Source organism: Parahoeflea halophila, assembly GCF_900220985.1.
Taxonomy (GTDB): Bacteria; Pseudomonadota; Alphaproteobacteria; order Rhizobiales; family Rhizobiaceae; genus Hoeflea; species Hoeflea halophila.
Window position 1 is genome coordinate 429,084 of the sequence record NZ_OCPC01000002.1, and the last position, 24,559, is coordinate 453,642.

At 62.7% G+C, this 24,559-nt stretch carries 16 protein-coding genes; 11 read left to right on the forward strand and 5 right to left on the reverse strand.

Features of this window, described 5'->3' with window-relative positions:
* Window positions 1-24 precede the first annotated feature (24 nt).
* Together CRO46_RS09445 and CRO46_RS09450 are read left to right on the forward strand one after the other, a co-directional pair.
* The gene (locus tag CRO46_RS09445; RefSeq protein WP_097107697.1) at window positions 25-2,028 is read left to right on the forward strand and encodes a hydantoinase/oxoprolinase N-terminal domain-containing protein; all 2,004 of its coding nucleotides are present in this window, start codon (window positions 25-27) and stop codon (window positions 2,026-2,028) included.
* Between the two features lie 122 nt (window positions 2,029-2,150).
* The gene (locus tag CRO46_RS09450) at window positions 2,151-4,307 is read left to right on the forward strand and encodes a malate synthase G (RefSeq protein WP_097107225.1); all 2,157 of its coding nucleotides are present in this window, start codon (window positions 2,151-2,153) and stop codon (window positions 4,305-4,307) included.
* 125 nt (window positions 4,308-4,432) lie between these two features.
* On the opposite strand, the gene CRO46_RS09455 is transcribed toward CRO46_RS09450, so the two are convergent.
* A complete protein-coding gene (locus CRO46_RS09455; RefSeq protein WP_097107227.1) occupies window positions 4,433-5,080 on the reverse strand; it encodes a L,D-transpeptidase in 648 nt (215 codons plus the stop codon).
* Window positions 5,081-5,285: 205 nt separating this feature from the next.
* Here CRO46_RS09455 and CRO46_RS09460 point away from each other — a divergent pair, with 205 nt between their 5' ends.
* Window positions 5,286-5,762: an MmcB family DNA repair protein gene (locus CRO46_RS09460; protein ID WP_097107228.1), complete on the forward strand. Its 477-nt coding sequence runs from the start codon at window positions 5,286-5,288 to the stop codon at window positions 5,760-5,762.
* A 30-nt stretch (window positions 5,763-5,792) separates the two neighbouring features.
* On the opposite strand, the gene CRO46_RS09465 is transcribed toward CRO46_RS09460, so the two are convergent.
* From CRO46_RS09465 to polA, 4 genes are all read right to left on the reverse strand, one after another.
* A complete protein-coding gene (locus CRO46_RS09465) occupies window positions 5,793-6,362 on the reverse strand; it encodes an ActR/PrrA/RegA family redox response regulator transcription factor (protein WP_097107230.1) in 570 nt (189 codons plus the stop codon).
* Window positions 6,363-6,445: 83 nt separating this feature from the next.
* On the reverse strand, window positions 6,446-7,765 hold the full coding sequence (locus CRO46_RS09470) for an ActS/PrrB/RegB family redox-sensitive histidine kinase (RefSeq protein WP_097107231.1): 1,320 nt from the start codon (window positions 7,763-7,765) through the stop codon (window positions 6,446-6,448).
* Window positions 7,766-7,818: 53 nt separating this feature from the next.
* The gene (hrpB, locus tag CRO46_RS09475) at window positions 7,819-10,278 is read right to left on the reverse strand and encodes an ATP-dependent helicase HrpB (RefSeq protein ID WP_097107233.1); all 2,460 of its coding nucleotides are present in this window, start codon (window positions 10,276-10,278) and stop codon (window positions 7,819-7,821) included.
* Window positions 10,279-10,576: 298 nt separating this feature from the next.
* A complete protein-coding gene (polA, locus tag CRO46_RS09480) occupies window positions 10,577-13,504 on the reverse strand; it encodes a DNA polymerase I (protein WP_097107235.1) in 2,928 nt (975 codons plus the stop codon).
* Between the two features lie 603 nt (window positions 13,505-14,107).
* On the opposite strand from polA, the gene CRO46_RS09485 reads away from it, so the two are divergent.
* The 8 genes from CRO46_RS09485 (at window position 14,108) to CRO46_RS09520 (ending at window position 24,518) form a co-directional block, all read left to right on the forward strand.
* The gene (locus CRO46_RS09485) at window positions 14,108-15,499 is read left to right on the forward strand and encodes a M20/M25/M40 family metallo-hydrolase (protein ID WP_097107237.1); all 1,392 of its coding nucleotides are present in this window, start codon (window positions 14,108-14,110) and stop codon (window positions 15,497-15,499) included.
* 228 nt (window positions 15,500-15,727) lie between these two features.
* On the forward strand, window positions 15,728-17,935 hold the full coding sequence (locus tag CRO46_RS09490) for a transglycosylase domain-containing protein (protein WP_097107238.1): 2,208 nt from the start codon (window positions 15,728-15,730) through the stop codon (window positions 17,933-17,935).
* Between the two features lie 275 nt (window positions 17,936-18,210).
* A complete protein-coding gene (gene dnaK, locus CRO46_RS09495) occupies window positions 18,211-20,130 on the forward strand; it encodes a molecular chaperone DnaK (protein WP_097107240.1) in 1,920 nt (639 codons plus the stop codon).
* Window positions 20,131-20,410: 280 nt separating this feature from the next.
* Window positions 20,411-21,550, forward strand: coding sequence for a molecular chaperone DnaJ (dnaJ, locus tag CRO46_RS09500; RefSeq protein WP_097107242.1), 1,140 nt, complete (start codon window positions 20,411-20,413; stop codon window positions 21,548-21,550).
* Window positions 21,551-21,661: 111 nt separating this feature from the next.
* Window positions 21,662-22,243 carry an NADPH-dependent FMN reductase gene (locus CRO46_RS09505; RefSeq protein ID WP_097107243.1) on the forward strand — a complete coding sequence of 194 codons (582 nt, stop codon included), beginning with the start codon at window positions 21,662-21,664 and terminating at the stop codon, window positions 22,241-22,243.
* A 102-nt stretch (window positions 22,244-22,345) separates the two neighbouring features.
* A complete protein-coding gene (pyrF, locus tag CRO46_RS09510; RefSeq protein WP_097107244.1) occupies window positions 22,346-23,074 on the forward strand; it encodes an orotidine-5'-phosphate decarboxylase in 729 nt (242 codons plus the stop codon).
* Between the two features lie 17 nt (window positions 23,075-23,091).
* The gene (locus CRO46_RS09515) at window positions 23,092-23,385 is read left to right on the forward strand and encodes a DUF1330 domain-containing protein (RefSeq protein ID WP_097107245.1); all 294 of its coding nucleotides are present in this window, start codon (window positions 23,092-23,094) and stop codon (window positions 23,383-23,385) included.
* Window positions 23,386-23,537: 152 nt separating this feature from the next.
* A complete protein-coding gene (locus tag CRO46_RS09520; protein WP_097107247.1) occupies window positions 23,538-24,518 on the forward strand; it encodes a complex I NDUFA9 subunit family protein in 981 nt (326 codons plus the stop codon).
* The last annotated feature ends 41 nt before the right edge of the window (window positions 24,519-24,559 follow it).

Consider the following 24,559-nt stretch of genomic DNA (forward strand, 5'->3'; position numbering starts at 1 on the left):
GAGCGCACGAACGGAATGCTCGCCATGACCTCACCCCTGTTTCTCGGCATCGATACCGGCGGCACCTACACCGACGCTGTGCTTTACAGCGAGACCGAAGGCGTTCTGGCCTCTGCCAAGTCGCTGACCACCCGCCATGATCTGGCAATCGGTGTCTCGGGTGCGGTGGAAACGGTGCTTGCCGAAATCCGGGGGGCGGTGAAGCGCATCCGGCTGGTCTCGCTGTCGACGACGCTTGCCACGAATGCGCTTGTGGAAGGCCAGGGCGGCCGCGCCGGCCTTGTGATGATCGGCTTCGGGCCGGGCGATCTCGCCCGCGACGGCCTTGCCGAAGCGCTGGGCACCGACCCGGTGATCTATCTCGCCGGCGGTCACAATGTGCATGGCAATGAGACACCGCTCGATCTGGCGCCACTTGAAGCGCAGCTCGACAGCCTGGCGGAACAGGTTTCCGCGGTGGCGATCGCCGGCTATTTCGCCGTTCGCAATCCGGCACATGAAATCGCGGTACGGGATCTGATACGGGACCGCACCTCACTGCCGGTCACCTGCAGCCATGATCTGTCGTCACGGCTGGGCGGACCGCGCCGGGCGCTCACCACGCTGCTCAATGCACGGCTGATTTCCATGGTCGCGCGGCTCATTGATGCCACCAGCGGCTATCTTTCGGGCCGTGGTATCGACGCGCCGCTGATGGTTGTGCGTGGCGACGGAGCGCTGATTTCAGCTGCTGAAGCGCTGGCGCGGCCAATCGAGACCATCCTTTCCGGCCCGGCAGCAAGTCTGGTCGGCGCACGCCATCTCACCGGGCTCGACAATGCGGTCGTCGCCGACATTGGCGGCACCACCACCGATGTGGCTGTACTTGATGGGGGGCAGCCCCGGCTGGACAGTGAAGGCGCCACCGTTGGCCGCTATCGCACCATGGTGGAGGCCGTGGCCATGCACACATTCGGGCTCGGCGGCGATTCCGAGCTGCGGCTTGACGAGGGCGGCTTCGAGGCCGGCCTGACGCTCGGCCCACGCCGGCTGATGCCGCTCAGCCTTGCCGCCCATCTTTGGCCCGACCCGGTGCTCGCGGGCCTGGAACGCCAGGCGCAGGCCAGTTTCGCCGGGCGCTATGATGGCCGCCTGGTGTTGCGCACGGGTCTCCCGCAGGCGCTCGCTGCCGGCCTCACCGCTCAGGAAGCAGCGCTATACCAGCGCATCACGCTCGAGCCGCAAACCCTCGATACGGTGCTCACCGGTACGTCGCAGCGCGCCACGCTCGACCGCCTGATATCGCGCGGCCTGGTTCTGATTGCCGGCTTCACGCCCTCTGACGCCATGCATGTGCTGGGCCGTCAGGCGCAGTGGAATGCTGATGCCGCGCGCCTTGGCGCCGAGATTTTTGCCCGCCGCAAGGCAGGCTCCGGCCGCGCAGTGGCGCAGTCGCCCGCCGAACTTGCGCAGATGGTTTCCCGGCGTCTGACCCGGCAGAGCGCCGAAGCCGTGTTGACCGCACTGATCGCGGATCAGGGCATCACCGGGATCGACGTCGCCAGGTCGGTCTTTATCGATCGCGCGCTCGATCGCACGCCCGGCCTGGTCCGCTTCAGCCTGAAGCCGGACCGTCCGCTGGTTGCGCTCGGCGCCTCGGCCCCGGTGCATTACCCGGCGATTGCCGATATGCTTGACATCGAGAGCTTCGTTCCGGTCCATGCCGGGGTTGCCAATGCGGTGGGCGCCGTTGTCGGCCAGGTCCGCGAGACGGTAACTGTCTTCGTGACCGAACCCGATGAGGGCCGTTATGCGGTCAATGGCGGCGGCGAGCACCAGATCTTCAGGAGCCGCGACGATGCCTTTGCCCGGGCGCGGGAGCTGGCTGTCTCCGAGGCCCGCCAGGCTGCATTGCGCAGCGGTGCGGAGCATCCCGGCGTCGCGCTGGGTGAACATGTGGACATGCCGGTGATCGAGGGGCTGGAAAAATTCATCGAGGCGCGGTTCGTCGCCGTTGCCTCGGGACGGCCACGTGTCGCCGGAAGATGATTTTTTCCAATTTGGAATAAATCATTTGCACCTTCGATGAATTGACAGGCAATGCGACGCCCGGCAGGGTCGGTTCCATATTGCGACATGTCGCAACGCGCGCGCTAGAATGGAGAGTATCAGTGGCAAGAATCGAAAAAAATGGGCTGAAGATCAGCACCGACCTGCACGATTTTATCGTCAACGAAGCCATGCCGGGCACCGGTGTCGAGGCGGAAGCTTTCTTTCAGGCGTTTGGCGATGCCGTTGCCGAACTGGCGCCGAAGAACCGCGCGCTGCTCGCCAAGCGCGACGCCATGCAGGAAAAGATTGATGCCTGGTACCGTGAAAACGGCGCTCCGGCCGACTTAACTGTCTACAAGGAATTCCTCACCTCGATCGGCTATCTGCTGCCCGAGGGTGGCCCGGTTCAGGTTTCGACCGAGAATGTCGATCCGGAAATCGCGCTGATCGCCGGCCCGCAGCTGGTCGTTCCGGTGATGAACGCCCGTTTTGCACTCAATGCCGCCAATGCCCGCTGGGGCTCGCTCTACGACGCGCTCTACGGCACCGATGCGCTTGGCGATCTGCCGCAGGCCGGCGGCTATGACAAGGAACGCGGTGGCCGCGTCATCGCCTGGGCCAAATCCTTCCTCGATGACAGCGTTCCGCTGGCCAAGGGCAAGTGGGCCGATGTCACAGGTTTCGACTACGAGAGCGGCACACTCAAGATCGAGACCGCCGGTGGCGAGACCACGCTCGCGGAGTCTGCGCAATACGCAGGATTCAAGCGCGACAAAGACCACGCCTACCGCCTCTATTTCCAGAAGAACGGACTGCATGCCGTCGTCTGTGTCGATCCCGCAAGCGTTATCGGCAAGACCGACAAGGCCGGCATCTCCGATGTAATGCTCGAATCTGCCGTCACCGCGATCATGGACTGCGAGGATTCCATCGCGGCGGTCGACGCCGAGGACAAGACGCTCGTCTACCGCAACTGGCTCGGGCTGATGAAGGGCGACCTCGAGGAAGAGGTGCACAAGGGTGGCAACAGCTTCACCCGTAAACTCCATGGCGACATCGAGTATTCCACCCCGGACGGTGAAACTGCCTCGCTCAAGGGGCGCTCGCTGATGCTGATCCGCAATGTCGGTCACCTGATGACCAACCCGGCCATCCTGATGAGCGACGGCAGCGAGATCCCGGAAGGCATCATGGATGCGTTCGTCACCGGCCTCATTGCCCTTCACGATATCGGCCCTGACGGCCGTCGCGCCAACTCGGCCACGGGCTCCATGTACGTCGTCAAGCCGAAGATGCATGGCCCCGAGGAAGTGGCTTTCGCCGTCGAGATCTTCGGTCGCGTCGAAAAGGCTCTCGGCATGGCGCCCAACACCATCAAGATGGGCATCATGGACGAGGAGCGCCGGACCACCATCAACCTCAAGGAATGTATCCGTGCCGCCTCGAGCCGCGTGGTTTTCATCAACACCGGCTTCCTCGATCGCACCGGCGACGAGATCCACACCTCGATGGAAGCCGGACCGATGATCCGCAAGGGCGACATGAAACAGGCCGCCTGGATCGCCGCTTACGAAAACTGGAACGTCGACATCGGACTGGAATGCGGCCTCGCCGGCCATGCCCAGATCGGCAAGGGCATGTGGGCCATGCCGGACATGATGGAAGCCATGCTGGAGCAGAAGATCGGTCATCCGAAGGCGGGCGCAAACACCGCCTGGGTGCCGTCGCCGACCGCGGCCACCCTACACGCCACCCATTACCACAAGGTCAGCGTTGCCGACGTCCAGGCCGAGCTGCGCTCGCGCGAACGGGCGAAGCTGGACGATATCCTGTCGATTCCGGTGGCCAGCAAGCCCAACTGGACGCCAGAAGAGATCCAGCACGAAATCGACAACAACGCGCAGGGAATCCTCGGTTATGTCGTGCGCTGGGTCGACCAGGGTGTCGGCTGCTCCAAGGTGCCCGACATCAATGATATCGGCCTGATGGAAGACCGTGCGACGCTTCGCATCTCTGCCCAGCACATGGCCAACTGGCTCCATCACGGGGTTGTCACCAGGGACCAGATCATCGAGACCATGAAGCGCATGGCAGTTGTCGTCGATGGCCAGAATGCCGGCGATCCCGCCTATAAGCCGATGGCGCCGGACTATGACAGGTCGATCGCGTTTCAGGCCGCGGTCGAGCTGGTGCTCGAAGGCCGCACCCAGCCCAACGGTTACACAGAGCCGGTGCTCCACCGCCGCCGCCTCGAACTCAAGGCTGCTGCTGGCTGAGCCAGGGAAAACGCGCACGGGGATGCCGCGCGTCCCTGTGCTCCACTCGAATTCGAGAACCGCCATTGAAAAAGCCCGCCAGGTCATCCCTGGCGGGCTTTCGAGTCTTACAGCGGCGTCGGGCCTTATTGCTTGACGATCACGCGGGCGCTCTTGCCGGGACGGACACGCTCGTAGAGGTCGATGATGTCCTGGTTCATCAAGCGGATGCAGCCCGATGACGCGGCGGTGCCGATCGAATTCCACTCCGGCGTGCCGTGCAGGCGGAACAGGGTGTCCTGGCCCTTTTCGTTGAACAGGTAGAGTGCGCGGGCGCCGAGTGGGTTGCTCAGGCCGGGTTTCATGCCGTCCTTGCCGTATTTCGCCAGTTCAGGCTTGCGGCTGATCATTTCCTTGGGCGGGGTCCAGGTCGGCCATTCCTGCTTCCAGGCGATATAGGCCTCGCCTTCCCAGGCAAAGCCGGCCTTGCCGACGCCGATTCCGTAGCGCACGGCCTTGCGGCCCGGCAGCACCAGGTAGAGATAGCGGTTGGGCGTATCGACGATGATCGTGCCCGGCTTCTCCTTGGTGGAGTAGGAGACGATCTGGCGGTGGAACTTCTTGTCGACCTTGCTGATCGGCACCGCCGGAATGGAATAGCCGGCATCCGTGACCGAACCATACTCCGAGGTGAAAACCTGCGAAGATGTTCCGTCCCCGGTGCTTGATGTGCAACCGGCAAGCGCAAGCGCCGCAATCAATCCGGCAACAGTGAGGGAAAAACGAGGTGTCATATTAAACTTCCGAGAGCAAGGCGTGACCGCCGATATTGGACCACGGCTAACGTGATGCTGTTTATTTTAATTAAGTCTTAACTATGCAACTGTTTTGACTGAAAAATTGATATATTCTTCAAGCTTTGTGGGATCGCATTGTTTTTCTGCAACATTGGCGCGGCCCGACATTGCGATAGAACAAATGCCGTGGCACGTATAGCTAATGCCGATTATTTCCCCACATTCCGACAATCCGCTTGTTGACGGAAGGCAATCCGATCGCGCCATGATGGTGCGCCGTGGCGTGCAACGGCTCCTGGCCGACCTGCGCCTGTCGATGATGCCGGAACTGGCGCTGGCGTCAGGCCGAAGGGCCGATCTGGTGGCACTCGGCCCGAGCGGCGAGATCTGGATCGTCGAGATCAAGTCCTCGATCGAAGACTACCGCACTGACCGCAAGTGGCCCGACTATCGCCAGCACTGCGACCGGCTGTTTTTTGCCACCCACTCCGGCGTGCCTGCAGACATCTTCCCTCAGGACTGCGGACTGATCGTTGCCGACGAATGGTCGGGTCACCTGTTCAGGGAAGCGCCGGAACATCGGCTGGCGGCGGCGACCCGAAAGGCGATGATGCTGCGTTTTGCCCGCGCGGCTGCCGACCGGCTGCTGCTCGCCGAACTGGCGGCGTCAGCAGGCTGAAATCGCTTTTCATTGCCGAATCTGGCTGTCTCAGCGCGGCGCGCGCTTTGCCAGGATCCGCTGCAGCGTCCGGCGGTGCATGTTGAGCCGCCGTGCCGTTTCCGAGACGTTGCGCTCGCACATCTCGTAGACCCGTTGGATGTGTTCCCAGCGCACCCGGTCTGCCGACATCGGGTTCTCCGGAACTTCGGCCCGCTCACCGGGCTTGCGGGTCAGCGCCGCAAACACCTCGTCAGCGTCCGCGGGTTTGGCCAGGTAGTCGATGGCGCCGAGCTTGACCGCGGTCACGGCCGTGGCGATGTTGCCATAGCCGGTCAGAACGATAATGCGGGTATCGCCGCGGCGTTCACGAATGGCTTCGATCACGTCGAGACCGTTGCCGTCCTGAAGCCGCATGTCCACAACTGCGTATTTGGGTGTCCGGGCGTGGGCCTTGGCGAGGCCTTCGGCCACGCTTTCGGCGATCTCCACCTCGAAGCCGCGCGCTTCCATGGCGCGGCCAAGCCGGCGCAGAAAGGGAGCGTCGTCATCGACGAGGAGAAGCGTGGCGTCGGAGCCGATGGCCTCAACTTCTGCGGATTGGGCGATTTCACCGGTCATGGTTCACCTCACGGGTGCTGGCAATGCATGTTTGCACACCCGATCTAATGCGTTTGACAAGATTATCCAGCTGCAAACTCATGTCAAAGCACCTTATCGGCGCCAAAAAGGTCCATTTTCTCTCTTGGCCAGCTCACCTTGACATGTGCGCCGGTCCCCGGAAGCGGTTTGTTGGCAAATTCCAGCGTCGCCCCGGAACGCTCGAGCAGAGTCTTTGCAATGAACAGGCCAAGCCCCAGCCCGCCGCCCTTGTCCCGGTCCTGCCGGCTGCGCCGGTTCATGAACGGCATCCCGATCTGGGTCAGGACGTCGGGCGCGAAACCCGGACCGTCATCGTCGATCGAGATCTCCACCCGGTCCCGGTCGTGGCTCACTGTCACCGTCACCCGGTTTTCGGCGAAATCAACGGCATTCTCGATCAGGTTGCCCAGCCCGAACAGGATCGCCGGATTGCGCCGGCCGATGGTCTCGCGCATATCCGACTCGCTGTGCAACACGTCGATGTCGATGCCGAATTCGCGGTGCGGTGCAATCACTTCCTCGATCAGCGAACGCAATGGAAGACGCACCATGTGGGCCTCGTCCTCGGCCGACAGGCTTGTCAGCCGCCGCAGAATATCGCGGCATCGTTCGGTCTGGCTGCGCAGCAGCATCAGGTCATCGGTAAACCGCGGATCGTCAAGCAGCGCCTTTTCCATCTCGCGTGCCACAAGCTGAATGGTCGCAAGCGGCGTACCCAGCTCATGCGCAGCGGCCGCCGCCAGCCCGTCCAGAGCCGAAATGTGCTGTTCACGTTGCAGCACCAGCTCGGTCGCGGCAAGCGCGTCGGCAAGCTGGTTGGCCTCCGCCGAGACCTGGAAGGAATAGAACGCCGTGAACGCCATCGTCGACACGATCGCGATCCAGACCCCGGCAATGAGCAGGAAGGGCACCTCGAAGGTGCTCCCGGGATACCAGGGCAGCGGCAGCGAGAAGAAGGCAAGGATCGTGGCCGCGGTGACCGACAGAAGCCCCAGACTCAAGGTGTGCCGCACCGGCTGCGAGGCCGAGGAGATTATCACCGGCACGCACAAGAGCACCGAAAACGGATTGGCCAGCCCGCCTGTCATGAACAGGAGACCCGAGAGCTGCAGCACATCGAAGGAGAGCACTGCCGTCGCGCCCAGCGGCGGCAACCGGTGGGCGGCGGGAAACCGCACCGACAGGAACACGTTCATCCAGGCCGAGCAGGCAATCAGCGCGAAGCAGAAGAGCTCCGGCACATCAAAGCCGTAGCCATGGGCGATGACCAGAACCGTCACGCTCTGGCCGATCACGGCCAGCCATCTCAGCCGTGTCAGCGTTTGCAGCCGCAGCCGGTGCCGGATCGAATGGTCGTCCAGAAAGGAGGGAAACGCGGTCATGCCACTGATCTAGCGCATTGATTGGGAAACCTGCAATTGATTTGGCAGGGGCATTATGTCCCGCGCGGCTTGGCCCGGTGCGTCGGCGCGGCCTCTGCCGGGTTCTCCGGCCAGGGATGGCGCGGATAGCGTCCGCGCATCTCCGCCCGTACATCGGCCCAGGAGCCCGCCCAGAATCCCGGCAGGTCCCGCGTGGTCTGGATCGGCCGCTGCGCAGGCGACAGCAGCTCCAGAGTCAGCGGCATGCGCCCGCCGGCAATTGCCGGATGCCGGGTTTCGCCAAACAGTTCCTGCACCCGGATGGCGACCACCGGACTGCCTTCGTCATAACGGATCGGCACCCGTGACCCCGTCGGCGCTTCGTAATGCGACGGAGTCAGCTGTGCGATTTCGCTTCGCGCACCGGGCCCGCACAGCGACAGCAGCCCCTCGTAAAGCCCGTCCCGGTTGATGGCTTTCAGCGATGTGACGCCCGGCTGGTAGGGCGCAAACCATGTTTCCAGGCCTTGAAGCAGAGCCTCATCCGAGACATCCGGCCACGGCGCGCCGAGGTTCTTGTGCAGAAACCCGATCCGGTCGCGAAGCTGCAGCCCCGAGGCGGAGAATGGCAGCGCCTTGAGACCGATCTTGCGGATCGCCGCACACAGAACCTGCATCGCCGCGGCATCATCGGGTTTGGGCAGCGGCGTTTCGGCGAGGATGATGGCGCCGAGGCGGCTGATGCGACGCGCCCGGACAGCTCCCGATTGCGCGTCAAACACGCAGTCCTCGCTCTGCTCGCCACGGGTCTCCAGAACCTCGTCCAGCACTTCGCCTGACAATTCTGCCGCGGCGAGGATGCGCGCGGCCTGCGCCTTGCCACTCATGTCGGCGATGACCAGGAAGTCTGCCCCCGCCAGACGGTCCGTCTCGTCGATCATCGCGCCGCGGCCATTGGCGAGCACGAACCTGCCACGGGCACCGCGCTGCCGTGCGATCCGGTCGGGAAAGGCATGCACCAGCAGGGAGGCTGCCGTGCAAGCGCCGGAGCGTGATCTCTCGCCGCCCGCGAGCCGGCTAGCCAGCGCCCGTGCAGAGGTGGCGCGCGGTGAGCGGTCGGAGCGAAACCGCGACAGCCGCGTCTCAAGATCCGCGTCCTGTCCGCCAAGACCCTGCTCGGTAAGCAGCACAGCCAATTCGGCAGCTTCGTAGCCATGACCGTCCTCCTGTCCGGACACAACCATCGAGGCCAGCCGCGGCGGCAGTGCCAGCGCCCTCATGCGCTTGCCCCGGCAGGTCAGTCCGCCCTCCGCATCGATCGCGCCAAGATTTTCGAGCAACAGGCGGGCTTCGCTGATCGCGGCACCGGGTGGCGGATCTATGAAGCGGAGCTCGCTTGGGTCCCTGACCCCCCAGGCGAGGCAGTCGAGCACCATCGCCGACAGATCGCTCGCCAGTACCTGCGGCGTCGAGAAGGCGGGCAGGGCCTTGGTCTGCTCGGCTCGCCACATCCTGACGGCAATGCCCGGTTCTGTTCGCCCCGCACGCCCGGCCCGCTGATCGGCGGAAGCCTGCGAGCCCTTGATGGTTTCAAGCCGTGTGATGCCGGTGGAGGGCTCGTAAACGGGTTGGCGGACCAGCCCGCTGTCGATGACGATGCGTACGCCATCGATGGTGATCGAGCTTTCCGCCACAGGGGTGGCGAGCACCACCTTGCGGCGGCCCGCCGGCGCAGGCTTGATCGCCGCGTCCTGCTCCTGCGAACTGAGCCCGCCATAAAGCGGCTGGATGTCGGTCAATGGATCAAGGCGGGTCTCGAGCCTGGAGGCGACCTGTCGTATCTCGCCCTGGCCCGGCAGAAAGGCCAGGATCGAGCCGCTCTCGCTGCGATGAATCGCCTCGATGGCGCTTGTCATCGAGACTTCGATCCGTTCCCCGGGTGGCCGGTCAAGATGCCTAATCTCGACCGGGAAGCTGCGGCCGAGGCTCTCGATGACCGGGCTTCCCTCAAGCAGGGCCGCGACGCGGTCCGTGTCCAGCGTTGCCGACATTACCAGAATGCGCAGGTCCTCGCGCAGCCCCGACTGGATGTCGAGCGCAAGCGCCAGCCCGAAATCGGCCTCCAGCGCGCGCTCGTGAAACTCGTCGAAGATAACGCAATCGATGCCCTCGAGGTCGGGTGATGACAGCGCCATGCGGGTGAAAACGCCCTCGGTCACCACCTCGATGCGGGTTCTCGCCGACACCTTCGTGTCAAGCCGCATACGGTAGCCGACGGAGCCCCCAACCTCTTCACCCAGCATTGCGGCCATCCTCCGGGCCGCGGCACGAGCCGCCAGCCGGCGCGGTTCGATGAGGACGATCTTGCCCTTGAGCCACGCCTCCTCTGCCAGAACCAGTGGCACCAGCGTGGTCTTGCCCGCCCCCGGCGGGGCGGCGAGAACGGCGTGAGGGCCATCTGCCAGCGCTGCGCGCAAGCGGGCAAGTGCGTCGGAAACAGGCAGTTCGGCAAAGCGGGATGCAATGTCGCTCACAGCGCACCGGCCCTGTGTACTTGGTCGGCGGCGGCGGGGCGGGCCTTCCGCCGTCCCGATAGTGGGTTCCGGTTGCAGCCCCCGAACCCGGTAAGCCCGGTATCTTCCAGCGGGGTCAGTGACCCGCCGCGACAAAAGCGGGCTCCGGGCATCGTCAGAACGCAGTCGCCGCGGCAGAACTGCCCACTCGTCAGTCGAAGTCCGTGAGTGTCGCTCATGCTGTTCAATCTCACATCCGCTAGACTACGCCGGTAGCGGAATATCAAGCCGGCCCCGTAACCGTAACCGTCCACAGCAGCTAGTGCGCCTCATCCCAGTTGAGGGCTGCGCGGGCGTCGACTTTCAGCGGCACTGCCATGTCGACGGCCGGCATGGCGGCGTTTTCCATCACCTCGACGATCAGCGGGATGATCTTTTCGGCCTCGGCTTCGGGCGCTTCAAAGATCAGTTCGTCGTGAACCTGCAGCAGCATCCGCGCATTGGCGCCAGCCTTTTCAAGCGCCGGTTCCATCCGCACCATGGCGCGGCGGATGACGTCGGCGGCGGATCCCTGTATTGGCGCGTTGATAGCTGCCCGCTCGTTGAAGGCGCGGACCTGCGGATTGGACGAACGGATTTCGGGATAATGCGCCCGGCGGCCGAAGATCGTCGTCACATAACCATGTTCCTTGGCCTCAACCTTGGTTGCCTCCATGTAGTCCTTGATGCCGGGAAAGCGCTCGAAATACTTCTTGATGTAGTCGCCTGCTTCCGAGCGTTCGATGCTGAGTTGGTTTGCGAGACCAAAGGCCGAGATGCCGTAGATGATGCCGAAATTGATCGCCTTGGCACGGCGGCGCACTTCCGAAGGCATGCCTTCCACCGGCACCCCGAACATTTCCGATGCCGTCATGGCATGAATGTCGACGCCGTCGGCAAAGGCCTGGGTCAGCTGCGGAATGTTGGCGACATGGGCCAGCACCCGAAGTTCGATCTGGCTGTAATCGGCGGAGATCAGCACATTGCCCGGCTCGGCAATGAACGCGGTGCGGATCTTGCGGCCTGCGGCGGTACGTACAGGAATGTTCTGGATGTTCGGGTCCGACGAGGACAACCGTCCGGTGGTGGTTGCCGCCATCGCAAACGACGTGTGCACCCGCTGGGTCCGGGGATTGATGAACCCGGGCAGCGCATCGGTATAGGTGGACTTGAGCTTGGTCAGCTGCCGCCAGTCGACGATCTTGCGCGGCAGCTCGTGGCCTGCAGCAGCGAGATCCTCGAGCGCCTGGGCCGTGGTCGACCATTGTCCGGTCTTGGTCTTCGTGCCCCCCGGCAGGCCCATCTTGTCAAACAGGATCTCACCCAACTGCCTTGGCGAGCCAACATTGAAGCTCTCGCCGGCCAGGTCCTGGATCTCGGCTTCCAGCGCCGCCGCCCCCTGCGCCAATTCGCCCGAAAGCCGCGACAGGATCTGACGGTCGACCCGGATGCCGTTTCCTTCCATGCGCATCAGCACCGGTGCCAACGGACGCTCGAGCCGCTCATAGACCGAGGCCAGCCCGTCCGACACCAGCCGTTGCTTGAGCACATGCCACAGCCGGAGCGTCACATCGGCGTCTTCCGCCGCGTAGGCCGTTGCCCTGTCGATCTGCACTTCGGCAAACGGGATCGCGCTCTTGCCCGAGCCGGTCACGTCCTTGTAGCTGATGGTCTTGTGACCGAGCCAGCGTTCAGACAGGGAATCCATGCCATGGCCACCGGCACCGGCTTCGAGTACGTATGACAGAAGCATCGTGTCGTCGAAGCTCTCGATCGTGATGCCGTGCTGCGCCAGCACCAGCATGTCGTATTTCAGGTTCTGCCCGACCTTCAGGACCGCCGGGTCTTCGAGCAGGGCCTTGAGCTCATCAAGGGCTGCGCGCATCGGCATCTGTCCGGGCTGTGCCCCGCCACCACCAAGCAGGTCGCCGGCACCGTTGGTATGGGCCAGAGGCGCGTAGCAGGCCCTGACCTTCAGCTCGCCCGTGTCGGGTGCGGTCTCGGCAATAGCCAGTGAGAAGCCGACCAGTTCGGCCTGCATCGCATCAAGCGAGGTGGTCTCGGTATCAAACGCCACCAGACCGGTCTCGCGCGCCTGATCGCACCAGGCCTTGAGCTCGCTGAGTTCGCTCAAGGTCTCATAAGCGCTGGTGTCGATCTTGGCCGAGCCTGCTGCCTCCGCGCGCCGCTTGGCCAGTCCCTGGGGTGTGTCGTCGATCTCGCCCACAGGCGCCGCCTGGCCCGGATCGAGATCGGGGCCGCGCATTTCGGCGGCTGCGTCGACAGCGACTTGCGCGGCATCGATATTGCTGGCGTCGGTTTCTGTCGCTTCGGCCACCCGGCGTGTCAGCGAGGTGAATTCCATGCCCTTGAGGAAGGCGACAAGCTTCGGCCCGTCGAGCGGGTTAAGCACCAGGTCCTCGAGTTTCTCGGTAACCTCGACATCATCCCTGAGCCGCACCAGCTCGCGCGAGATTCGCGCCTTGTCGGCAAATTCGATGATGTTCTCGCGGCGCTTGTTCTGCTTGATTTCACCGGCGCGGGCCAGCAGCGTGTCGAGATCGCCGAATTGTTCGATCAGCTGGGCCGCGGTCTTTGGCCCGATGCCGGGGATCCCCGGCACGTTGTCGACCGAATCGCCGGTCAGCGCCTGCAGATCGATCATCTTCTCGGGCGGGACGCCCCATTTCTCGATGACTTCGGGCACGCCGATCTGCCGGTCCTTCATCGAATCATACATTGACACCTGCGGACCGACCAGCTGCATCAGGTCCTTGTCCGACGAGATCACCGTCACCTCGGCGCCGGCCTCCCGCGCAAGCCGCGCATAGGTGGCAATCAGATCGTCGGCCTCGAAGCCTTCTGCCTCGATGCAGGGCAGATCGAAAGCCCGAGTTGCCTCGCGGATGACCGAGAATTGCGGCACCAGGTCTTCCGGCGGCGCCGAGCGGTTGGCCTTGTATTCGGGATACAGCTCGTTGCGGAATGTTTTCGACGAATAGTCGAAGATCACTGCAAAGTGCGTCGGAGTCACGCCGACCGACGTATCGCGCGCATCCGAGAGAAGCTTCCACAGCATGTTGCAGAAACCCGAGACGGCCCCCACCGGCAAACCGTCTGATTTGCGCGTCAGCGGCGGCAATGCATGGTAGGCCCGAAAAATGTAGCCGGAACCGTCAACGAGGAAGAGATGATCACCTTTTTTCATGAGGCAAGGATTACAGCGGGGTGCGCGCAAGGTCCATGCGAATGAAGATTGAAATATCGGGAAAAAGCATCCCTGCACCCTTAAGCCCGGGCCTAAATTTCCCAACACCGTGTCAGCCGGCGGCAAAAAAACTTGCCGATCACCCCGCGTCAGACAGAAAAGGCAGCTTTTTCAGGTCCGTTGGTTGATGAACGTGAAACGGCGACAGTCGCAACCAAGGCGCGATTAAGACAAGTCTAAAGCATTGAAAAAAATCAACGAGTGTCCAGGTGATGCATTGAAATGGAGCATTCTTCCGCGTCCGCATGCCGTTACGATCACAGAATGGTTACTGATTTGTAATCTTGTGAAACACTTGCTGTCCTTGAAAAGCCACATTCACTGAACCAGATGTCAAACACCGGCGAACGAATAAGCCGATGTCTGGATCCCGGCTCGTCCCCCGCCGTTTCCAGACCATGGACAAGGGCCGCCCCGCCCCCCTTTAGAGGCCCTTGTCCTGACAACACGCCGCCATGGCCCTTCCCCTCCGGCCATGGCGGCTTTTCTTTTGCCTGCCTCCGGTTTTAATCTGCCCGCTTCTGATTCCCTCCGGAGTATCCCATGACAGACCTGACCGCAGCCCTTACCGCCGCCGATGCCAGCCTTGATGAAAGCCTCGAGCGGCTGTTCGGTCTTCTGCGTATCCAGTCGATATCGACCGACCCCGCCTATGCGCCGGAGTGCCGCCGCGCCGGTCAGTGGCTGGTCGATGAGCTGGCATCACTCGGCTTCGAGGCCAGCCTCCGCGACACCCCGGGGCATCCCATGGTCGTCGCCCATCATGCCGGCGCCACGCCCGATGCACCGCATTATCTTTTCTATGGCCATTATGATGTGCAGCCGGTCGATCCGCTCGATCTGTGGACCGACCCGCCGTTCGAGCCGGCTATCAAGGAAATTGCCCCGGGCCGAAAGGCGATCACCGGCCGCGGCGCATCCGACGACAAGGGCCAGCTGATGACCTTCGTCGAAGCCTGCCGGGCCTGGAAGGCGGCGTCGGGTTCGCTGCCGTGCCGCATCACAATCCTGTTCGAGGGCGAGGAGGAATCCGGCTCGCCTTCGCTCAAACCGTTTCTCGAGGCCAATGCCGAGGAACTCAAGGCAGAATGCGCTCTGGTCTGCGACACCGGCATGTGGGATCCGGAAACGCCGGCAATCGCTGTTGCCCTGCGCGGCCTGGTCGGCGAGGAAGTGACCATCCATGCTGCCGACCGGGATCTGCATTCGGGTCTTTTCGGCGGCGCTGCCGCCAACCCGTTGCACATTCTTTCAAAGATTCTTGCCGATTTGCATGACGAGACCGGGCGCGTGACCCTCGACGGCTTTTATGACGGTGTCGAGGAAACCCCGGCGCAGGTGCTCGCAAGCTGGGACAGTCTTGGCCGCACGGCTGAGGACTTTTTGGGTGGGGTCGGCCTTTCGGTGCCCTCTGGTGAACAGGGCCGTTCGGTGCTTGAGCAGACCTGGGCACGGCCGACCGCAGAGGTCAACGGCATGTGGGGCGGTTACACCGGCGAGGGCTTCAAGACCGTGATTGCGGCCAAGGCCTCGGCCAAGGTCTCGTTCCGGCTTGTCGGAAAGCAGGATCCCGACCAGGTCCGCGCCGCCTTCCGGGCCCATGTCGAAGCCCGCTTGCCTGCCAATTGCACGGTCAGCTATGCCCCGCATGGCGGCTCGCCGGCGATCCAGTTGCCGTTTGATTCGCCGGTGGTGACCAAGACCCGCAATGCGCTCACCGACGAATGGCCCAAACCGGCGGTCACGATCGGCATGGGCGGCTCGATCCCCATCGTTGGTGATTTCCAGAACATTCTCGGTCTGCAGTCGGTGCTCTGCGGCTACGGCCTGACCGACGACCGCATCCATTCCCCCAACGAAAAATACGACCTGACGTCGTTTGCCAAGGGAATCCGCTCCTGGGTGCGCATTCTCGACGCCCTGGCCACGCGGTAGTCCCGAACTGAAAACCGGCGCCGGGCCGGTTTTCGCATGGTGAAAGGGGTGGTTTCCTTAACCACCCCTTAAATCGTCGCATTTAGGGTGTTTCCAGATCGCCGGGCAGTTTCGGAACGGGATGTCGCATGTCTCTGTCTGCAACTGCTGTGAAACCAAATCCCGCATCAAGCACTCAACCCGCCCGGGTGTCCGTGCTGTCGGGAACGACCAGCATCCGGACCCTCCATGGCGCGCAAGAAAACGACCCGAAGCCGCATCGAACCTTCCTTCGAGGGTGGCCGGCCGAAGGGTGGTTCGCGCACCCTTGCCGACGAGCGCGTCGCCGGCAGGACCTCGCCCAAATCGGGGTCCGGAACAAGCCCGGCAAGGCGCCGCAAGAAACCGCAGTCCAGGGCCCGCAAGCCAAGCAGCCGCACATCCCGCGGTCGCATCACCGGCGCGTTGCGTTCGATGATCTACTGGTGCTGTGTCCTTGGCATCTGGGGCGGCATCGCCATCGCAGGCGTGGTCATATTCTATGGCGCGCGCATGCCAAGTGCCGCGACCTGGTCGATCCCGGATCGTCCGCCCAACGTCAAGATCGTCTCGGTCAATGGCGAGACCATGGCCAATCGCGGTGCGACCGGCGGTGAAGCCCTGCTCCTGGGTGACATGTCGCCCTATATCCCCGAAGCTGTGATCGCGATCGAGGACCGCCGGTTCTATTCGCATTTCGGCGTCGACCCGATTGGCCTGGCGCGGGCCATGGTAGCCAATGTCATGGCCGGGCGAATGGTCCAGGGCGGCTCGACGCTGACCCAGCAATTGGCCAAGAACCTGTTTCTGTCGCCAGAACGCACCATCGAGCGCAAAGTGCAGGAAGTGCTGCTGTCATTGTGGCTCGAACACCGGTTTTCCAAGGATCAGATCCTGGAAATGTATCTCAACCGGGTGTTTTTCGGCTCCGGCGCCTACGGTGTCGAGGCGGCATCGCGGCGCTATTTCCGCAAGCCGGCAAGCGATGTCTCGCTGGCCGAGGCAGCACTTCTGGCCGGCCTGCTCAAGGCCCCCTCGCGGTTGTCGCCGGCCCGCAACCCGAAAGCAGCCGAAGCCCGTGGCCAGCTGGTGTTGGCTGCAATGCGCGATCAGGGTGTGGTGACCGAGAGCGAGATCGCCACGGCGCTGACCAGCCCTCAGGTCCGCGCCAAGAGCTACTGGACCGGGTCGGAGAACTATGTCGCCGATCTGGTGATGCAACGCCTGCCGGATCTGGTCGGCAAGATCTCCGAAGATCTGATCGTCGAAACGACCATCGACTTCCAGCTTCAGCGCGAAGCCGAGAAAGCCTTGCGGGCCACGCTTGAAGCCAACGGAGCCCGGCACAATGTCAGCCAGGGTGCGCTTGTCTCGCTCGATGGCACCGGCGCCGTCCGGTCGCTGATCGGCGGCCGTGAATATGCCACCAGCCAGTTTGACCGGGCAAGCGACGCGCTGCGCCAGCCCGGCTCTGCCTTCAAGCCGATCGTCTATGCCGCAGCCCTTGAGCAGGGCCGCACGCCCCTGTCGGTTCGCAATGATGCGCCGGTGAAGATCGGCAAGTGGACACCCGAGAACTACGACAACAAATATCGTGGCGAGGTGACGCTGTCGGATGCCTTGACCCATTCGCTCAATACGGTGGCAGCCCAGCTGGTCATGGAAGTCGGCCCCCGGACCGTGGTCCAGACTGCCCGGCGGCTCGGTATTGAGGCTCCGATGAAGGCCAATGCCTCGATTGCGCTGGGCACGTCCGAGGTCACGCTTCTGGAACTGACCGGCGCCTATGCAGCCTTCATGAACGGCGGCTACAAGGCCACGCCGCATGTCATTCGCCGGGTCACGAGCCATGACGGCAAGGTTCTTTATGAAAATGCCTATGACAATCCGCCCCGGGTCATCGATCCGGCGGTCGCTGCGATGATGAACCAGATGCTGGCGCGTGTGGTGCAGGAAGGGACCGGCCACAAGGCGCAACTCGGGGGCTGGCCTGCTGCCGGCAAGACCGGAACCACCCAGTCCTACCGCGATGCGCTGTTTGTTGGCTACACCGCCAATCTGGCAACCGGTGTCTGGTTCGGCAATGACGATGGCAAGCCGATGAAGAATGTCACCGGCGGCGGACTGCCGGCCGAAACCTGGAAACAGTTCATGCAGGCAGCCCACTCCGGCCTGCCGCCGGTCAATCTGCCCCTTGGCGGGCCGCGACCACCGGTGGTGATCGACGGAACGGAAGCGCTGGACCACGATCCGGTAGCTGGGCTGGTCCGCGATCTGTCGCCTGTTCCCGTCTCGCGGAATGCGACCGGCGCCACCTCTAACGGTTTCCCCGCCCCGCCGGCTGACGTCGGCTCGGCACCATCCCGGCCAAACGGGGCCAGGCAAACCACCTTGCTCGACATTCTGATGGGCAACTGACAGGATGAAACGCAATTGTCGGGCAATAAGGACACTTTAGCCCGAAAAAAACCGGCAAAATCGTGCAATCTGCGTTTCCTCAGACGCTTGCAGTCTGCAGGTGACATTCTTATATACGGCTCAACGCTTCGGGCGGGGCCTGCTTCAACATGGTCCTGATCAAGAGAGCGGAGACGGATGACACGGGTCATCCTGTTTTCAGTAGAGTCCCGCTAGGGGCTGTCGAATGGAACGCCTGACCGGGTCCCGGCAGCTCGCTTCAAGGAGAATTCAATATGGCAAAAGTAATCGGTATCGACCTCGGAACCACCAACTCCTGCGTCGCAGTGATGGATGGCAAGGACGCCCGGGTGATCGAAAATGCGGAAGGCGCGCGCACCACACCATCCATGGTCGCTTTCAGCGATGATGGCGAACGTCTGGTCGGACAGCCGGCCAAGCGCCAGGCTGTTACCAACCCTGAAAACACCCTTTTTGCGGTCAAGCGTCTGATCGGCCGTCGCTTTGAAGACAAGGCCGTCGCCAAGGACCAGGAACTGGTCCCGTTCAAGATTGTCCGCGGCGACAATGGCGATGCGTGGGTTGAAGCCAATGGCGACAGCTACTCTCCGGCCCAGATTTCCGCGATGATCCTTCAGAAGATGAAGGAAACCGCCGAATCCTATCTCGGCGAAAAGGTCGAGAAGGCCGTCATCACCGTTCCCGCCTACTTCAATGATGCCCAGCGCCAGGCCACCAAGGATGCCGGCAAGATCGCCGGTCTTGAAGTCCTGCGCATCATCAACGAGCCGACCGCTGCAGCGCTCGCCTATGGTCTCGACAAGACCGAAGGCAAGACCATTGCCGTTTACGACCTCGGCGGAGGTACCTTCGACGTCTCGATCCTCGAGATCGGCGATGGCGTCTTCGAAGTGAAGTCGACCAATGGCGATACCTTCCTCGGTGGTGAAGATTTCGACATGCGTCTGGTCGGTTATCTGGCCGACGAGTTCAAGAAAGAGCAGGGCATCGACCTGCGGCAGGACAAGCTCGCGCTGCAGCGTCTCAAGGAAGCCGCCGAGAAAGCCAAGATCGAACTTTCGTCCGCCTCGCAGACCGAAATCAACCTGCCCTTCATCACCGCAGACGCCTCGGGTCCGAAGCACCTGACGCTCAAGCTCAGCCGCTCGAAGTTCGAAAGCCTGGTCGAGGATTTCGTCCAGCGCACCATCGCTCCGTGCAAGGCGGCCCTCAAGGATGCTGGTCTCCAGTCCGGCGAGATCGACGAAGTGGTCCTGGTCGGTGGCATGACCCGCATGCCCAAGATCCAGGAAGTCGTGAAGAAGTTCTTCGGCAAGGATCCGCACAAGGGCGTGAACCCGGACGAAGTGGTTGCCATGGGTGCAGCCATCCAGGCCGGGGTTCTGCAGGGCGACGTCAAGGATGTGTTGCTGCTCGACGTGACCCCGCTGTCGCTCGGCATCGAAACGCTGGGTGGCGTGTTCACCCGCCTGATCGATCGCAACACCACGATCCCGACCAAGAAGAGCCAGGTCTTCTCCACCGCTGAAGACAACCAGAATGCGGTGACGATCCGGGTCTTCCAGGGCGAGCGCGAAATGGCGGCCGACAACAAGATACTCGGCCAGTTCGATCTGGTCGGCATCCCGCCGGCACCGCGCGGCGTTCCGCAGATCGAAGTTACTTTCGATATCGACGCCAACGGCATCGTCAACGTCTCGGCAAAGGACAAGGGCACCGGCAAGGAGCACCAGATCCGCATCCAGGCATCCGGCGGCCTTTCCGACGACGACATCGAGAAGATGATCAAGGAAGCCGAATCCAACGCCGAGGGCGACAAGAAGCGTCGCGCACTGGTCGAGGCCAAGAACCAGGGCGAAAGCCTGGTCCATTCCACGGAACAGTCGCTCAAGGACTATGGCGACAAGGTTTCGGAAGAGGATCGTACCGCGATTGCCGACGCAATCGCAGCCCTGAAGGCCTCCGTGGAAGCCGAAGAGCCCGATGCCGAAGACATTCAGGCCAAGAGCCAGACTCTCATGGAAGTTTCCATGAAGCTCGGACAGGCCATGTATGAGCAGAGCCAGGCTGAAGAAAGCGCTGGCGAAGCGGGCGGCGAAAGCGATGAAAAGATCGTCGATGCGGACTTCGAGGAAGTCGACAGCGACGATGACAACGAGAAGAAGTCTGCCTGAGGCTGATGTCAGCTTGAGACAACATTGCTTGAGGGGTTCCGTCAGGGACCCCTCTTGCGTTTTGCCTCCGCGCGCATGTGTCCGGTCACCTGTGCAGCAGCATGTCAGCCGCTTATAGGGCTGGAATTCTGTGCAAACAGTGACTACATGACGCAGGTGTGCGCGCTGCGGCGCGAACCCTGTAACATTTCTTGGTTGCGGGACTGTGTGAGTTCTTGAGCGTCCACTTGGCCAGAATGCCCTGTATTGGACGCCCCCTGAAGAGAGATTGACGGACAATATGGCCAAGCCAGACTTTTACGAAACGCTTGGTGTGGCGCGTGGCGCGGACGAGAAAGAGCTGAAGAGCGCTTTCCGCAAGCTTGCCATGAAGTACCACCCGGACAAAAATCCCGGCAACGTCGAAGCCGAGCAGAAGTTCAAGGAAATCAACGAGGCCTACGAGTTCCTCAAAGATCCGCAAAAGCGTGCGGCCTATGACCGGTTCGGCCATGCGGCTTTCGAACAGGGCGGCCCCGGCGGAATGGGCGGCGGCTTCGGTGGCGGCGGTGGTGGATTCTCCGACATCTTCGAGGATATTTTCGGCGAGATGATGGGTGGCCGCGGCGGCCGCCGCTCGTCCGGCGGCCGGGAGCGTGGTGCGGACCTGCGCTACAACATGGAAATCACGCTCGAGGAGGCCTATACCGGCAAGACCGCGCAGATCCGTGTACCGACCTCGATCACCTGTGATCTCTGCTCCGGCTCCGGCGCCAAGCCGGGCACGCAGCCGACCACCTGCGCCACTTGTGGCGGTGCTGGCCGTGTCCGTGCCGCGCAGGGCTTCTTCTCGGTGGAGCGTACCTGCCCGACCTGCCACGGCCGCGGCCAGACCATTTCCGATCCCTGCACCAAATGTGCGGGCCAGGGTCGCGTTACCGAAGAGCGTTCGCTCTCGGTCAACATTCCCGCAGGCATCGAGGACGGCACCCGGATCAGATTGTCGGGTGAAGGTGAAGCCGGTATGCGCGGCGGACCGTCCGGCGATCTGTATATTTTCCTGTCGGTTCGCCCCCACGCGGTGTTTCAGCGCGAAGGCGCCGATCTTTTCTGTTCGGTGCCGATTTCAATGACCACGGCTGCGCTCGGCGGCAAGTTCGACATCACCACCATGGATGGTGCCCGTTCACGGGTGACCGTGCCGGAAGGCACCCAGCCCGGCAAGGAACTGCGGCTGCGTGGCAAGGGTATGCCGGTGCTGCGCTCGGCCCAGTTCGGCGATCTCTATGTCCGGATCACCATCGAAACCCCGCAGAAACTGTCCAAGCGCCAGCGGGAACTGCTGATGGAGTTCCAGGAATTGTCGTCCAGAGAAACCAGCCCCGAATCCACCGGTTTCTTTTCCAAGATGAAGGGCTTCTTCGACACCATGTCGGAATAGGCTTTCGGACGGCGCAAGCCTCAGACGAAAAATCACGGGTGCGGCCGGGCAAGGGGCGTCGTGGCCGGGCGTTTGAAATCACCGGACGGCCACAACGCAGCGGAGCAGCCGATGACACCCAGAATTCTTGTTCTCCCGGGCTCGAACCGCACCGGTTCATTCAATGCGTCACTTGCCGCCGCGGCGTCCGTCGAGCTTGCCGGCCAGGGTGCGGATGTCAACAGGATCTCGCTGGTTGACTACCCGCTGCCGCTTGTCGACGAAGATCTCAAGAACGAGAGCGGCATTCCTGAAAACGCGATGAAACTGGGGCGCCTGATTGCTGCCCATGACGGTGTGTTTCTCTGCTGTCCGGAGTACAATTCCTCGATTCCGCCCTTGCTCAAGAACATGATCGACTGGGTCAGCCTGATCAAGAAGGACGGCGACCGGGCGTTCAAACCCTGGGCGGGTCGCTATGTGGCGCTTGCATCGGCTTCGAATGGCAAACTGGGCGGCATCCGCGGGCTCTATCATGTCCGCTCCGTCATGATGAATGTCGGAACCCAGGTCATCACCGAGCAATGCGCGGTCAGCGGCGCGGCGGAGGCTTTTGAAGCCGACGGCCGGCTCAAGGATGAACGCACAAGCGCCATGCTGGCAAACACCTGCAAATCCCTGATCCGATACTGTACGATGATGTCTGCGGGCTGACAGGCTAGCTGTTCTGGCGTCATCCCATCTGCGTCCCCTGCCGGCGGTCTTGCGATCACCGGGTCTTCATGCGAGGACCGGGAAACTGAAAGGGAGTGCACGATGACGGTTGCAGCGCGTGAACAGGGTACACCATCCGCCAACCAGTCTGATCCGCGGTTGATCGTCGGACTCGACGTTCCGACCATCGCCGAGGCCGAAGCCTTGGTCGATCGGATCGGCGATGCGGCGATGTTCTACAAGATCGGCTATCAGCTTGTCTTTGCCGGGGGGCTGCCGCTGGCAAACCAGCTCAAGGCATCGGGCCGCAAAGTCTTTCTCGACATGAAGCTTCTCGACATCGACAACACCGTCTCCAAGGGCGTCGAAAACATTGCCATGATGGGCGTAGACATGCTGACCATCCATGCCTACCCCAAGGCAATGCGCGCCGCGGTCGAAGCGGCAAGGGGCAGCGATCTTTGCCTGCTCGCCGTCACCGTGCTGACCTCCATGGATGCGGCCGATGTGACTGAAGCGGGCTATGCCCTGTCGCCTGAAGAACTGGTGATGCGACGGGCCGCTCAGGCCCGCGATGCCGGCATGGGCGGCATTGTCTGCTCCGCTGCCGAAGCAAGAGCCGTGCGAGAAGTCGTTGGACCCGACATGGCCATCGTCACGCCCGGTATCCGGCCCGCCGGGAGCGATCACGGCGATCAGAAACGGGTGATGACCCCGGCTGAGGCGCTTGCGGCGGGCTCGTCGCACCTGGTGGTCGCGAGGCCTGTGTGCAAGGCGGCCGATCCGGCAGCCGCTGCACGCGCAATCACCGCCGAAATGGCGCAAGGCTGACAAGGGAGAGAGCAGACATGGCAAAGGGATACTGGATTGGCCGCATCGACGTGCATGATCTCGAGGCCTACAAGGCCTATATCGAGACCGCCACACCGGCCTACAAGGAATTCGGCGCCACATTTCTGGTCCGCGGTGGCGAATTCGAACCGGTCGAAGGTCAGGCCCGGTCCCGCAATGTGGTCATCGAGTTTCCGAGCTACGAGGCAGCACTTGCCTGCTACAACTCTGAAACCTACCAGAAGGCCCGGGCCATCCGTCAGCAATTCGCAGAAGGTGAACTCCTTATTGTCAGGGGGCATGAGGCCTGATGCCTGTCTGGGGGTGCGATTAATCCCCGCGCCTGATGCTCGGGGCTTCACCTTGCGCGGGTTTTTGACTAAGAGCTTTGGTTGACTGCGACCGATTCCGGTTGCGCATGCGTGAACAACCGGCGCCAGAGATCCTGTCAGGGAGTGCATAGATGACATCGCTCAATCAACCCAAGCTCGTCACAGTCTTCGGCGGATCCGGCTTTGTTGGACGCCACGTCGTGCGCGCACTTGCCGGGCGCGGATACCGCGTTCGCGTCGCTGTTCGCCGGCCCGATCTCGCCGGCCACCTTCAACCGCTGGGTGGGGTTGGTCAGATCATGGCGGTGCAGGCCAATCTGCGGAACCGCGAGTCGGTCAACAGGGCTGTCCGGGGGGCGGACCATGTCGTCAATTGCGTCGGGATTCTCTTTGAATCCGGCCGCAACACCTTTGCCTCCGTTCAGGATTTCGGCGCCCGTGCGGTGGCCGAAGCAGCCCGTGCCGAAGGCATCGGCCTGACCCACATTTCAGCCATCGGTGCTGATGCCGAGTCGGAGTCAGTCTATGCGAAATCCAAGGGTCTGGCCGAAGCCTCGATTGCCAAGGTTCTGCCCGAGGCTGTGATCCTGCGCCCGTCCATCGTGTTCGGTCCGGAAGACGGCTTCTTCAACAAGTTCGCCGAAATGGCGCGGTTTGCTCCTGCCCTGCCGCTGATCGGCGGCGGCGAAACGAAGTTCCAGCCGGTCTATGTCGGCGATGTCGCCGAAACCGTGGCCCGAAGCGTCGAGGGAACGATCCCTCGCGGCACAATCTACGAGCTCGGCGGCCCGCGGACCATGAGCTTCAAGGACGTGCTGGAAGAGATCCTCGAGACCACCCACAGAAAGCGCGTTCTGCTGCCTTTGCCCTGGGGCCTGGCATCGCTGATCGGCAAGATTTCCAGCCTCGTCCCCTTCATTGATCCGCCGCTCACGGATGACCAGGTGACGCTGCTCAAGACCGACAATGTGGTTTCGGCCGAAGCAAAAAGCGAAAAGCGCACGCTGGCCGGCCTGGGAATCCCGCAGACAACTGTTGAAGCCATTCTGCCGACCTATCTCAACCGCTACCGGCCGCATGGCCAGTACAGCGGTACCGGAAGCGAAGCCTGAGCGACCTCGCCGCTCTGCTGCAGTCAGTCCTGGCGCCGCCG

Bases quoted from the DNA above. Each gene is read 5' to 3' on its own strand.
- CRO46_RS09445 (WP_097107697.1), top strand. From the start codon at position 25: ATGACCTCACCCCTGTTTCTCGGCATCGATACCGGCGGCACCTACACC.
- CRO46_RS09455 (WP_097107227.1), bottom strand. From the start codon at position 5,080: ATGACACCTCGTTTTTCCCTCACTGTTGCCGGATTGATTGCGGCGCTT.
- CRO46_RS09460 (WP_097107228.1), top strand. From the start codon at position 5,286: ATGCCGATTATTTCCCCACATTCCGACAATCCGCTTGTTGACGGAAGG.
- CRO46_RS09465 (WP_097107230.1), bottom strand. From the start codon at position 6,362: ATGACCGGTGAAATCGCCCAATCCGCAGAAGTTGAGGCCATCGGCTCC.
- CRO46_RS09470 (WP_097107231.1), bottom strand. From the start codon at position 7,765: ATGACCGCGTTTCCCTCCTTTCTGGACGACCATTCGATCCGGCACCGG.
- polA (WP_097107235.1), bottom strand. From the start codon at position 13,504: ATGAAAAAAGGTGATCATCTCTTCCTCGTTGACGGTTCCGGCTACATT.
- CRO46_RS09485 (WP_097107237.1), top strand. From the start codon at position 14,108: ATGACAGACCTGACCGCAGCCCTTACCGCCGCCGATGCCAGCCTTGAT.
- CRO46_RS09490 (WP_097107238.1), top strand. From the start codon at position 15,728: ATGGCGCGCAAGAAAACGACCCGAAGCCGCATCGAACCTTCCTTCGAG.
- dnaK (WP_097107240.1), top strand. From the start codon at position 18,211: ATGGCAAAAGTAATCGGTATCGACCTCGGAACCACCAACTCCTGCGTC.
- dnaJ (WP_097107242.1), top strand. From the start codon at position 20,411: ATGGCCAAGCCAGACTTTTACGAAACGCTTGGTGTGGCGCGTGGCGCG.
- CRO46_RS09505 (WP_097107243.1), top strand. From the start codon at position 21,662: ATGACACCCAGAATTCTTGTTCTCCCGGGCTCGAACCGCACCGGTTCA.
- pyrF (WP_097107244.1), top strand. From the start codon at position 22,346: ATGACGGTTGCAGCGCGTGAACAGGGTACACCATCCGCCAACCAGTCT.
- CRO46_RS09515 (WP_097107245.1), top strand. From the start codon at position 23,092: ATGGCAAAGGGATACTGGATTGGCCGCATCGACGTGCATGATCTCGAG.
- CRO46_RS09520 (WP_097107247.1), top strand. From the start codon at position 23,538: ATGACATCGCTCAATCAACCCAAGCTCGTCACAGTCTTCGGCGGATCC.